The organism is Capnocytophaga sp. oral taxon 903, assembly GCF_013394785.1.
GTDB classification, from domain to species: Bacteria; Bacteroidota; Bacteroidia; order Flavobacteriales; family Flavobacteriaceae; genus Capnocytophaga; species Capnocytophaga ochracea.
Genome location: NZ_JABXYW010000002.1, coordinates 129101 through 143047 on the forward strand (window position 1 = coordinate 129101; position 13947 = coordinate 143047).

At 36.6% G+C, this 13947-nt stretch carries 10 protein-coding genes; all 10 read left to right on the plus strand.

Translation table 11 applies throughout. The features are described 5' to 3' along the window. The first annotated feature begins 8 nt into the window (after positions 1-8). Positions 9-1874, plus strand: coding sequence for a membrane protein insertase YidC (gene yidC, locus HW279_RS00640; protein ID WP_178957577.1), 1866 nt, complete (start codon positions 9-11; stop codon positions 1872-1874). Positions 1875-2189: 315 nt separating this feature from the next. Then, a complete protein-coding gene (locus HW279_RS00645; protein ID WP_041546880.1) occupies positions 2190-2636 on the plus strand; it encodes a T9SS type A sorting domain-containing protein in 447 nt (148 codons plus the stop codon). A 29-nt stretch (positions 2637-2665) separates the two neighbouring features. Further along, positions 2666-9073 carry an RHS repeat-associated core domain-containing protein gene (locus HW279_RS00650; RefSeq protein WP_255495745.1) on the plus strand — a complete coding sequence of 2136 codons (6408 nt, stop codon included), beginning with the start codon at positions 2666-2668 and terminating at the stop codon, positions 9071-9073. A 10-nt stretch (positions 9074-9083) separates the two neighbouring features. Continuing rightward, positions 9084-9671 (plus strand): hypothetical protein, encoded by a 588-nt coding sequence (locus HW279_RS00655; RefSeq protein WP_178957578.1) that lies wholly within the window; start codon positions 9084-9086, stop codon positions 9669-9671. Further along, positions 9668-10243: a hypothetical protein gene (locus HW279_RS00660; RefSeq protein ID WP_178957579.1), complete on the plus strand. Its 576-nt coding sequence runs from the start codon at positions 9668-9670 to the stop codon at positions 10241-10243. The genes HW279_RS00655 and HW279_RS00660 overlap by 4 nt, the downstream gene beginning before the upstream one ends. A 79-nt stretch (positions 10244-10322) precedes the next feature. Beyond that, complete coding sequence (locus tag HW279_RS00665; protein ID WP_178957580.1) at positions 10323-10892, plus strand: hypothetical protein; 570 nt, start codon at positions 10323-10325, stop codon at positions 10890-10892. A gap of 148 nt (positions 10893-11040) precedes the next feature. Beyond that, positions 11041-12363: an RHS repeat-associated core domain-containing protein gene (locus HW279_RS00670; RefSeq protein WP_317165702.1), complete on the plus strand. Its 1323-nt coding sequence runs from the start codon at positions 11041-11043 to the stop codon at positions 12361-12363. Between the two features lie 9 nt (positions 12364-12372). Further along, the gene (locus HW279_RS00675) at positions 12373-12867 is read left to right on the plus strand and encodes a hypothetical protein (protein WP_002672771.1); all 495 of its coding nucleotides are present in this window, start codon (positions 12373-12375) and stop codon (positions 12865-12867) included. 137 nt (positions 12868-13004) lie between these two features. After that, the gene (locus HW279_RS10925) at positions 13005-13169 is read left to right on the plus strand and encodes a hypothetical protein (RefSeq protein ID WP_255495746.1); all 165 of its coding nucleotides are present in this window, start codon (positions 13005-13007) and stop codon (positions 13167-13169) included. Positions 13170-13575: 406 nt separating this feature from the next. After that, complete coding sequence (locus HW279_RS00685) at positions 13576-13920, plus strand: hypothetical protein (protein WP_178957581.1); 345 nt, start codon at positions 13576-13578, stop codon at positions 13918-13920. Positions 13921-13947 lie beyond the last annotated feature (27 nt).

Below are 13947 nucleotides of genomic sequence, written 5' to 3' on the forward strand. Positions count from 1 at the left end.
ACACTTATATGGAAGAAAAAAAATTCGATTTAAAGAGTATTATAGGTTTTACCTTGATTTTTATACTTTTGATGTGGTTTATGAATAACAATAAACCAAGTGAAGAAGAATTAGCTAAACGCAAAGCACAACAAGAACAACAAGCAAACCAAGCTACTAACACCCAAAAAGACACCCATACCGCTACCTTCCAAGGTATCCCTACTGATTCGGTAGCCTTAGAAAAGTACAAAGCCAGCTTAGGTGCTTTTGCCTATTCGGCTACTCTACCGTCGGCAAAAGACGGGGTAACTGTATTGGAAAACAAAGACATCAAGTTTACTATCAGCAACCGGGGCGGACAACCCAAGGAGGTTTTGCTCAAAGAATTTAAAACTTATGATTCTTTGCCTGTTTACTTAATTAAAGATTGGAATGCTACTTTTAACCTCAGTTTTACTACTGCTCAGAACCAAACCCTAAGTTCTAAAGACTTGTACTTTGAGCCTACGCTAAGCGAAAACAACGGCAACAAAGTGCTTTCGATGAAGCTCAAAACTTCAGAAAACGCTTATTTAGAATATGTGTACACCCTACCAAAAGAAGGTTATATGTTGGACGTGGCAGTGCGCTCACAAGGTTTATCGGGTGTTGTGAATACTTCTAAGCCTATGAACATCGACTGGAAGTTACAGGCACGCCGTATGGAGAAGAGCGTCACCTATGAAAATCGTTATACGCAGGCAACCGTGCAGTACGACGGCGACCGCATTAGCCGCTTGAGTCAAGGGGGTAATGACGAGCAAAAAGAAGAGAAAGTGAACTGGGTGGCTTACAAACAGCACTTGTTTACATCAGTGCTCATTTCTGACAACCCGTTTGCCAAAGGCGATTTTGTTTCTCACAATATCGCTATGAGTGAAGGGAAAGATGTAAAATACACCAAGAACTTCCTCACTTCTTTGCCTATACAAGCGAAAAGCGGAGAGCTAAGCGAGTCGTTGCACTTCTATTTTGGACCTAGCGATTACAACGTGCTCAAACAGTACAATGACAAGTATGAACTTACTGAGCTCATTCCGTTAGGCTGGGGTATTTTTGGTTGGCTCAACAAATGGTTGTTCATTCCGCTTTACAACTTCCTCACTGATTATTTCTCGGTAGGATTGGTGATTATCTTGATGACTATTATCGTGCGTTTATTATTGTCGCCTATCGTTTACAAATCGTACGTATCGCAGGCTAAGATGAAGGTATTGCGCCCTGAGATTGAGGAAATCAACAAGAAATATGAAGAGCCTATGAAACGCCAACAAGAAACTATGGCACTCTACAGCAAAGCAGGCGTGAACCCACTCAGCGGTTGTATTCCTGCTCTGTTACAGTTGCCTGTGTTCTTAGCACTCTTTAACTTCTTCCCTACCGAATTTGGATTGAGACAAAAGAGTTTTTTATGGGCTCACGACCTATCGTCATACGATGCTATTTTTGAACTTCCTTTCTCTATACCGTTCTACGGAAGTCACGTGAGTCTGTTTCCATTGTTGGCTTCTGTGGCTATTTTCATCTACTCAATGATGACAATGGCACAGACTGCACAACCTCAGCAACCTGGAATGCCTAATATGAAGTTCCTCATCTACTTATCACCAGTGATGATGTTGTTCTTCTTTAACAACTACGCCAGTGGACTGAGTTTGTACTATTTTATATCTAACCTATTGACCATAGGCATTATGTTGGCTATCAAGTATTGGATTATAGACGAGCAGAAGATTCACGCACAGATACAAGAAAACAAGAAAAAACCTAAGAAGGAAAGTAAATTCCAAGCCAAGATGCGTGAGATGATGGAGCAAGCCGAAGCCCAACGCAAGACACAACAAAAGAGATAACCGAAGGATTAAAAAATAATTATAAGGTACTCCGAGCCCTTAACATAAGGGAGATGGAGTACCTTTTTAGTTATAGATTAGGAAATGAGAAAATGAGAAAATGAGGAAATGAGAAAATGTGGAAATGGGGGTGTGGGTTTGCTTGGGGTTTTAGGAGAGGCTTAGGGAGATGCTGAGAATCTTTGGGGGTGAGATAGATAAAAAGATTAATATATTAGGGGGAACGTTACTATTAGAATGTGAAGTGTAAAAAAACTTGCTTTATTCAAAAAAAGTTCTGACCTTTGCGGTCATATAACCAAAACCTGTTGGACAATGCTAAAGTATCTTATCTTCTTTTTAGGTACCCTTAGTATCTATGCTCAAAAAGAGTACTGTTTTCAGTACGACAGCGCGGGTAACCAGCGCAGTGCACTTTTGTGCCTCAACGGTAAAGACGACGCTACCGATGAAGAGCTCTTTGACGAACTGCCTGAGGCTTTGAAATCTTCAGAGACTGATAATTCTTCTAAAATTACTCTGCAAGGAGCACCTAACCCTGTAACTGATAACTTGGCGGTGTATTGGCATCACAGTGAAAATGGAGTGCTGACGCAACTTGTTGTGTTTTCGGTAGACGGCAAGATGATGTATAGGACAGATCAAATTCCTGCGAATGAGCCTTTTCACATCAATGTATCGACTTGGTCAGTGGGGTATTACTTTTTGGTAGCTACGTTTTCTGACGGCAGTAGGAAGGTGTTTAAGGTGGTGAAACAATGATTAATGTTAAGTTATAAACGATTAAGCATATGAAGAGGTTATTATTATTACTATCTGTTTGTTATAGTCTTGGCAGTGTAGCTCAAGAGAGTTATCCTTTGCAGGCTATTGAACGCACTTCATTTTACGCAGAGCCTGTTGACCCTCCTACTGAAACGGCACTTCCTTCGGGGAATATAGTAGCACGAGATGGCGGAGGTAATACTGTGGGCTTGACTACGGGTGAACTGAGTGTATCAGGCACAGGAGCTGCAGTGTATACCGTGCCTATTGCGGTGCCTCAAGGGATTAAGGGCGTTGCTCCTACCTTGGCACTGACTTACAACAGCCAGAGTGGTAACGGCATTGCGGGTTATGGTTGGCACTTAGCGGGGCTTTCGGTGATAAGCCGAGTAGGGAGCACGATGTATCACAATGGTAAGATTACCGAAGTAAACCTTACGGAAACAGACCAGTTTGCGTTGGACGGACAGCGGTTGATGCTGAAAGAAGGTAAACACGGAGAGAGTGGAGCGGTGTACGAGACTGAAACTTTCTCACAAGTACGTATTAAGGCAGTGGGCAAGAGCAAGAACGCAGCTTTTGGTCCTGATTACTTTGAGGTACTTTACCCTGATGGCTCTAAGGCGTATTATGGAAGAAATCACAAGGGAAATAGATCGCAAAGTGTATTGGAATATGCACTTTCTCATTGGGAGAATGCACAAGGAGTAAGCATTGAGTATTATTACACCATAGAAAATAACCATATGGTTATAAGTCGCATTGAATATGGAGGAAAGGACAATGCGCTTCATACGGTTAGTTTTAAATATATAGCTCGCAATCGTACAGAAAGTGCGTATGTAGGAGGTGTAGCGTGTATAAACGATAAGATATTATCAGCTATTACTGTAACTGACAATAATGCCTCTTATAGAGATTATGAACTGAAATACAACGTTAATAGTTTAGGCTATAACCGATTGAATTCTGTGCAAGAGAAAATAGGAGGAGAAAGTCACACACCAATAGAATTTAAATATTGGGATTCTGCAAAAGGATTTAAAAATAGAAATTTTAAATCTAAAGTAACATTAGAAGAGGTTGATAATCAAAATTCAGCAATAGTTCCATTAGATCTTGATGGGGATAATCATACTGATTTTGTTATGTATCCTACAAAAGGAAATAATGCTTATAAGCAAATATACGTTTTTGATGTTTTTAGAAAAAGTCCTTATCAACTTGTAGGAGGTATCCCTTTGGGATATACTTTTAGAGATGTTTTCGCTTCTAAATTTGTTTCAAGTACAGGAAAGTTATTTAATGGACAGGGATTCGTAACTACTCACCAAGAAGGAGATAAAGTTATTTTCAATACTTATGCAAAAACTTATGTTTCTACTTTGTATCGCTATGACATAAAAGAATGGAAACTTCCTACTTATATGGATTGGGGAAGAGAATATTGTAGACGTTTAACACGAGGATGGATAAAAAATCGAGGAAATATTGACGATGTTGACCCTAAAGAAAAAAGTGTTTCATATAATGATTTAAAATTTTTATCAGGGGACTTTAATGGAGATGGACTTAGCGATATTATTGCTATAGAATACCCTATAATGATAGAAGTTTGTGAATTAGACCCTTTTCCTTTTGACAGAGAGGGATTTTCTATACCTACTTGTGAAAAATGTAATTATTCCACCGATTATCGAAGAGGTGTATATTGGATTGATTTAGATGGACGAAAAAGGACAGACTATTCAAAACAAATAGGTTATATGCAACAAAATATTTCTTCAGATGATTTGTTTTGGACAATGGATACAAATGGAGATGGTAAAACCGATATTATTCATATTACCAATGGTTCTCTTTTTGTATATGAGATGGATAACAATCAGAATTTAAATTTATTATACAAGTACAATAGCAACTATATCAAATTAGGTATTTTTCACCCTATAGCAGGAGACTTCAATGGAGACGGAAGAATAGATTTTTTATTACCAACAGCTGATAAAAGTAATACCTTTGCTGTACTAACTAATACAGGAAAAGGATTTGATTACAAATTAAGAAGTTTTAATTTTACATTTTATGCCAGCACAGTTAAAGAGGAAGAGCAGGTAGAAGATGGAGTAGATCATTATACAGGAGATCTTATTTTTCAATATATTTATTACTACAGGAATTATTCTTTAATCCCTATAGATATTAATAATGATGGCAAAACAGATATCATACAGTACGAATCTACAAAAACTAATTTTCCACAAGCTAAATCTGACCATATCCGTAATATTTTAGTATTCAACAATCAAACAGAAGGTGGAGAATATTTCTTTACAGCAGGATCCTATAAAGAGCTTATAAATGGACTTCCTCCTCACATTATTTTCTCAGCTCCAGATGAGCGCAATAGAGTAATGGATATTTCTTTCTTTTCAGGAGACTTGATAGAAACTGCTCATTTACAAGAAAACAATAGAGAGGATGTTTTGCTTAGAGAAGTTCATAGAGAAGATTTACAAGAGAAAATTTCTTACAAACCTATGGTTTCTGATATTGATATCGAAAATGATCCTATCTATAGAACAGAAATTTATAGTGAAACATATCCATACGTAGCTATTGTGAATATGCAATCAGTGCGATTAGTTTCTAAGTTAGAACGTGAAGGAATCACAATTCCTAAAACTATGCGCTATTTTGGTTATTATAAAGCTATTACAAATACGGATGGCTTAGGATTTTTAGGATTTACAAAAATAGGAAGTACAAACTGGAATGAACCTTATAAATATAATAATCAGACCTATACACAAAAAGTAATGAATCCTCACCTGAGAGGAGCCTTAATGGAGGATTTTTCATTAAATTATATTGTTTCTACATCATCGTATACACCTACAGATTATTTCCAAAAAACCTCCTACCAATATACTGATGCCCTCAGTCCTAACAAGGTCTTCAAGCTACAACTTACCCAGCAGACTACCGAAGATAGACTTTCGGGACTGACGACTACCAATAATTTTAGTTATGATGCGGACGGTAACCTCACGGAACAACGCACCCAAACGGACGGCTATAGCCAAAGTACGCGCGTGAGCTATTTGCCAAAGAGTGAGAGTCCGTATTTTTCAGGCTTACCTCAACAGAAAGAGACGACCACCACCTTATCAGGCGATAGTTTTAGCACCGCTGAAACTTTTGCTTATGACAAAGGGTTGCTCACCAATCATAAGACCCAAGGTAATGGTACGGGTTGGCGCACTACTTCTTATAGTTATGACGAGTACGGCAACGTAACTGAACAAACTGCCACCGCTGAAGACGGACAACAACGTACCGAACGCTATACCTATGACCCAAGCCACCGTTTTGTAACGGCTCATACCGACCACGAAGGACAGGTAACCAAGTTTAGCTATAACAATAGAGGTCTGCTGGAACGCGAAACGACTCCATTGGGACAAAGTACTCTTTATGCCTATGACCTTTGGGGCAGACCTACCCAAACCACGAATTTCTTAGGCAAGAAAACCACGATGCGCTATAGCTTTGACGGAGGTATTTTTAAGAACATTACCGAAAACGAAGAAGGCGCTTACAGTGCAGAGAGCTATAATACTTTAGGCTGGTTGTTAGAAAAAGAAAGTAACGATGCTTTTAACAACCACTATGCGGTTAGCTACGAGTACGACGGTATAGGGCAACAAGTAGCTGTAAGCACACCTCACCTTGCAGGAGGTGCTTTTCAAAAGGTGAAGAGGACAGAATACGATGTGTATGGGCGACCTACCACTATTACGAGTCCCGAAGGTAAAATAACCCGCTTTACCTACGATAAACTCAAAACAACCGTTGATGACGGACAGCAACAAGTGATAAGCACTCGCGATGCCCAAGGTAATATTATAGAACACCAAGATACGGGGGGTACTGTGCGCTATACCTACTTTGCCAACGGTAGCCTAAAAACAGCCGACTATGGAGGTGCCATACAAAAGATAACCCAAGACGGCTGGGGACGCAAAACAAGTCTCACTGACCCCTCAGCAGGGCGCTACACCTATCAATATGACACGTGGGGCAACCTCACTGAAGAGACGACCCCTAAGGGTAAGACCACCTTTAGCTATGCACAAGGTACCGACCGGCTGAGTGAAAAACATATTACGGGTGAGTATACCGATATGCGCATACGCTACACCTATAACGCTGACAAACTGCTTACCCAAATAGACAACCAAAATAAAGACGGCAATAACGACAGTTACCGCTATGAGTATAACGGACTCAAACAATTGGTTCAAACTACCGAGACCAACCCCCAAGCGGTATTTACTAAAAACTACACGTACGACAGCTTTGGACGTGTACAACAAGAGACTACTACCGCCCAAACGGCAGGCAAACGTGTGAGCAGTGCCGTGCAATACCGTTATGAAAATGGGGAACTCATAGAAATGAAAACACCGAGCGGAGCAACCCTCTGGAAACTGAGCGCAAGCAACGAATACGGACAGCCACTGAGCCTTCACAAAGGGAAGACCCAAGAGCATTTGCAGTACAACAGTCATTTCCCTAAAACACAAACCGTACAAAGGGAAGATACCCCACTAAACGTATTGCAATACGATTTCAATCCACAACGAGGACTACTCAATCATCGCATTTATAGTTTTTATAATCAAAAAGAAGAATTTGCGTATGACCCTACTGACCGCCTCACCCGCTGGGGCAATGCCACCCACCAATACGATGAACGCGGTCGCATTACCGAAAACAGTGCCATTGGTACCTATGAATACACACGTAATGGCTACCAACAGCAAAAGCTCACCACCAACGAAGCAGGCGAAACCTATTTAGAAAAATACCCGCTACCCACTGTAAGGTATAACGCTTTCAAAGCCCCAGAGCAGATATACGTAAAGGATAAAGAGCGAATAAGCTATGAATATAACGCTTTTGGCGAACGTTCACACTGCTATTATGGCAATGCCGAAGTAGAAAAAGCCAAACGCCCAATGCTAAAACACTACAGCCACGACGGTAGTGTAGAGATAGTATGTAACAAGACCGATAACAGCACCAAGTTTGTATTTTACTTAGGCGGTGATGCCTATAGTGCTCCTGCGATACTTATTTCGGACGGTGAAGCGCAAAAACTCTATTATCTACACCGCGACTATCTGGGAAGCATTATAATGCTCACCGATGAAGACGGCAATATAGCTGAAAGAAGACACTTTGATGCTTGGGGACAACCCATAAAAGTAGAAGATGGAGCGGGAAAAGTGTTACAAGGTTTAACTTTATTAGATAGAGGCTTTACGGGACACGAGCACCTGCAAACCGTAGGCTTGATACATATGAACGGACGGTTATACGACCCTGCGTTACATAGGTTCTTACAACCTGACAACTTTGTACAAGACCCTTTTAACACCCAAAACTTTAATAGGTATGGCTATTGTTTGAACAACCCGCTGGTGTATGTAGATGAGAATGGGGAGTTTTGGCATTTAATAATAGGAGCTATTGTAGGAGGAGTGATAAATTGGATCTCAAATGGTGCACGTCTTGATGCTAAAGGACTTGGCTATTTTGCAGTAGGAGCTGTGGCAGGGGCTGTGGGGGCTGGTATAGGTTCTGGAGTGAGTGCTTCATTGGCTGGAGGTACGTTTGCAGGAGGGTTTATGAGTACCTCAGTGGCGGTTTCTTCGAGTTTTATAAATGGTGCTGCTATAGGGGCAGCCTCTGGCTTAGGTGCTGGATTTGTAGGAGGCTTTGGTAATGGATTGGTAGGAGGACAAAATATCGGACAAGCCTTAGGTAGTGGTATAACTAATGGATTGATAGGAATGGCAATGGGAGGTGTTATAGGAGGTCTCTCAGGAGGTATAGATGCCGCTATTGACGGAAGACGTTTTTGGGATGGAGCTACACTTTTAGATGAAAAATACTTAGCAAACCAACAGTTACCTTTAGTAAAACAACAAGGAAAGTACAACTGTGCACCTGCTACCGGAGAATCTACAACAGGTATATCACAAACAAGATATCGTAATATTCTACACGGAGATCCTGATATAAATCCTGTAAATCTTAATAGTTTTAATGATGCAATTAAAAATGTAACAGGTAGAAATGTTATCCGTTTTAATAATTTTTTACCTAAAGATAAACTTGGTGCAGAATACGTAGCTGGAATGATGAATAGAGGTAGTCATTTTTATTTAATATCTAAAAGTGCAGAGGAAGGTATTACTCACGCAACAGCATTAAATAGCGTGTTACTTAGAACTTACCAAAGAATATCCGGAAGTCTTTATTATAAAGTGATTTATCAAGTTATGGATCCTGCTATTGGAGCTTATAGGACTGTTGGAACTAATTCTATGCAATATATATTTAGAATACAACCCAGACCTTAATCTTGTTATTATGAAAAAAACATTTTTAATAGTACTTTTCTGTGTTTTTTATACTATAGAAGGGCAAGCGCAAAGAATCCTTTCAGATCTTAAAAGATATGATTTAAAAGAAGTAGAACTAAGAGCTATAAGAAGAGCAAAACAGAAATTGCGATTACCTAAAGAGCTTTCAGTAGGTACAATTCATTATTTTGTAGTTACTTTTTCTGAACATATGAGAAAAGGGAATCCTTGTTCAAGTAATGAATTGCTTAAATACCTAAAATTAGAAACTAATCCTATCGGTTTTGTCTATAACAGAAATAATTATGTGATATTAGCAAAAACAACCTATAGAGGAAATGTTTTTAAAGAATACAGTCCTGATTATTTTAAAGAGTATTTATATATAAAGTTTTTTACTGAATTTAAACCTCAATACATATTTTTAAACTTAGACAGTCGTACAAAAAACACAATGTATCTTTGTTATAAAGACAATGAAATATTTATAGTGTATTTATCAGATAATAATGAAAAGATAATTTGTACGCCACTATCTGATATAGAAGATTGTGATTGGTTAAACGCATCAGAAGGGTTATTTGATAAATTATGAAAAAGATTTTTTTTATAATATTATTGTTTTGTTATACTGTTGAAGGAATATCACAAAATATTCTTTCAAAAGTTGCAAAGTATGATCTAAAGAAAATAGAGCAAAAAGCTATAGAATCATCTAAAAAGAAGTTAGGAATATCTAAAGGAACAACAATCGGGGCATTAGCTTACTTTATAGTGTTTTTTCAATATCAGACAGAAAAAAATAAAGAATGTTCAAGTACTGATTTATTAGAATACCTTTCACTGAGTAGAAATAAACCTTTCAAGTGTTACATCTATGATGAGGAAAATTGTATTTTAGCAACTACAGAAAAAGATAGAGTGCTGAAAAACTTCAATTCTGTATATTATAAAGAATATTTGTATATTGACTTTTTCACTTATTTAAAACCTGAATACATTTTCTATAATATAGATAGCCCTACTATCAATCCAATGTATTTTTGTTATAAGGATAGTGAAATAATTGTAATATATTTGTCTGATGATAATGAAAAATTAATATCTACTCCTTTATCAGAAATAAAAGATTGTAGTTGGTTAAATAGTTCAGAAAAGTTTAAATGATAATATGCATTACAGAGGTATAATTTTTATAATAATTATTTATTCTCAAGGTTTTTTGTACTCTCAAGATACTATCAATATGATTGATAGGTTACATATCAAAAATGAGTTTAAAGAGTTAGAGGATAGAATAGAGTATCTTGTGAGAAAAGCTAAGATAGTAAATGAAACAGAAGAAATTAAACAGTTCCACATATTTCTTTCTAATAATACTTTATTTGGCATACCTAATTACAAAGCAGATAAAGAGGAATATTTGAATGGTTCTTTTTTGCAATTTTTGAAACCAAATTATTATGATATTAAACTTCAAGGACTTTTTAAGAAAAATAAAAAATATTTACAAACCTATGCTTATATTACTGATAGTAAAGGTGAATTGATTGCAACAGGAGATGCAAGATTTGTTTCAAACTCAAGAGCATATAAATCACATCCTCGAGAAATTGAATTTGCAAAGCTTCTTTTTGATAAGAAGTTTGATTTTATGTTTTCTATGGGAATATTAAGTCATTATATTTGTATTAAGGACAATAATTTATATGTGATTAGTAATTTTTGGAATGGGATAGAAATGTATGGATGGGAAAAATTTGTAAATTGCTGTTTTGATAAGATAGTACCTTCTTGGTTTATAGAAAAGAAGTAAAATTAAGTACAACGTCTTTGGCGAACGTTCGCACTGCTATTACGGTAATGCTGAAGTAGAAAAAGCCAAACGCCCACTGCTTAAACACTACAGCCACGACGGTAGTGTAGAGATAGTATGTAACAAGACCGATAACAGCACCAAGTTTGTGTTTTACTTAGGCGGTGATGCCTATAGTGCTCCTGCGATACTCATTTCGGACGGTGAAGCGCAAAAACTCTATTACTTACATAGAGATTACTTAGGCTCTATAGTAATGCTCACTGATGAGGACGGCAATATAGCTGAAAGACGCCATTTTGACCCTTGGGGACAACCCATAAAAATAGCAGACGGCGCAGGTAACACCTTAGACAAACTTACCCTATTAGACCGTGGTTTTACAGGACACGAACACCTGCAAACCGTAGGCTTGATACATATGAACGGGCGGTTGTACGACCCAGCGCTACACCGCTTCTTACAACCCGATAACTTTGTACAAGACCCTTTTAACACCCAGAATTTTAATAGATATGGCTATTGTTTGAATAACCCGTTGGTGTATGTGGATGAGAATGGGGAGTTTATTATAACAGCTCTCATAGTAGGGGCTATAATAGGAGCTTATATAGGAGGTTCACAAGCCAATGGTACCTATAACCCTTTTAAATGGGACTTTAACAATGTTGATACTTGGATAGGAATGGTAGGAGGAGCTGTAGTAGGAGGCGTCTCGGGAGGCGTAGCGGCTTATGCAGGAGGGTTAGTTGCAGCAGGATTAGCCACCTATGGAATTACGGGAGGAGTTATAGGAGGAGCAATAGTAGGAGCCACAAGCGGATTAGTAGGAGGCTTTATGAGTGGAGGCTTTATGTCTCAACTACCTGGAGGAAATGGTAAGTTTTGGGAAAGTGCTGGTTGGGGAGCTTTATCCGGTTTTATAGGTGGAGCTGTAATAGGAGGAGCTACAGGAGCTCTTACCACCCCTAAAGGGCATAATATTTGGGCAGGAAGAGAAATACAACAACCTGTTCAAACTTTAGAAGGAGCTCCCATAAATATTCATTTAGATGCTGAGAATAATATAACAGGAAATTTAGAATTAAATGCTCCAACAACAAATTCGGTTTTAGATCTTCAACAGCCTAAACTAATTCCTATTGAAACACCTGATGGAGGAATAAAATTAATTTCACAATTTTCAGAGAGTTCTATAGATAAGGGAGTGAGACTGACAATGTCACAAAAAGAGCTTCATATTTTTGCAAATAAACTTCACCCCAAACCTTGGTTGAATGATTTATCTACTAAAATGGGAGGTAATCAAAATGTTATAGAATCTATCCTTAGGAATGTTAGCGGAAAAATACAACCTAATACTTCGGAAGTTTTTCAAGTTTCTACAACTATAGATGGAATTCAAATTTATGTTCGTGGATACATTAATCAAGGAGTTCCTATTATTAATACAGTATATATACCTAAATAATAAATAATTATGCTTGAATTAAACAAAATAGAAGAATCCTTAGATATACCTAAGGCTATTGAATATATTGCTGATAATCAAAATAAAAATATTATTAACTATTTACGAGTTCTATTTGTTATTACCTATTTTTTGAAAGAAGAACCTTATAATGAAAAAGAATATCTTTTATATACTGATTATTTAAAGAAGATATTTTTAGAATCTTCGAAAAAATATTCAGATAATGCAGAATTCTTATTTTATACAGGGTTCATTATCTCTATGGGAGAATGGTATTTCAATTTGACTTTTGAACAGTCCGTAGAAATGATGACAAAAGCATCAGAAATAGAACCTAAAAATGAGTTATACCAATGGGTTTACTTTTTCTATCTTGATAAAAAAAACAAGAAAAAGGAATATGCTAAACATCTCTTAGGAAAAAAAACAATACAAAAGGAGTTATATTCAAAAGGATTACTAGGAAGATATATATATGGTATTATTGAATATGCTTCATAGAAAAGATTATAGTTTTATCCTGAACAGATTATTTTATTTTGTAAGGAAAAAGATTTGTTACTCATTGATAAAGAGCTAAAAGTAGTATCTTTAGATTTTGAAATCATAAACAAGTGTTTTGAAGACAGGAAAAGTATATGGCAACGATAGAACAAATAAAAGACTATAAAATATGTAATATAGTAGAAGTAACATTAGAAGGAATACTTTTAGAATTACATTTAAACATCAAACACTTGGACAATGAAAAATCTATTAGTATCTTGGCTTCTGATGTGGGAGAAACATTACTTTTTCAATAGGGAATTATTGGAAAGATAAGAACAATATTAAATATGAAGCATATACTATACAAAGAATAGGTAGTAATTCCTCCTTATCAAAATTAATAGGAGATAAAATTACAAATATTGAGTTTGGCATAGGAAAAACTCTTTATACAGAAGAGCAAGTAATCTATTACATTATGTTGCAAACAAACGATAGTAAGTGTCTATTTTTTAATAATGGTGATGAATGCGCCTATTCATTAGATAAAATAAATAAAATTTTAGCCGATGATATCTATGGTTACAAATGGGAAGAGATTCCTCCTTATTTAATTTAAAAGAGAATTTGCTATGGTTCTATTTGAACTGAAAAGAATGTGGTAGCTGAGAGATATACGATTTCACCACAAGGAGATATTATTCACGTAAAATCAAAATTATGATGACAGACAGGAAGCAGTTACTTTTAGACTTAATTCTTTTAAGAGGTAAAACCCAAGATATAAAAAAAGAACTTTCTAAATATTCTTGGGATAGTGTGTCTCCTATTGTTAAAATAGATACACAATCTATGATTTTTGTTTTAACAAAATACATCAAAGGGAATATATCAACTGATGAATTAGAAGAGTGGGCTAATCTGGTAGAATGTAGAGATGATATAGAAATTCCTTCGGTGATACAAGAATTTATTTTTGAGTTAGCTAATCCTGAAATAAATGGAGATATAACTAAGAAAAAAGTAAATGATTATGTAAAAGTTTTAGAATGTAAGAATATTTAAAAAATTATGAACATAACAACTATTTTT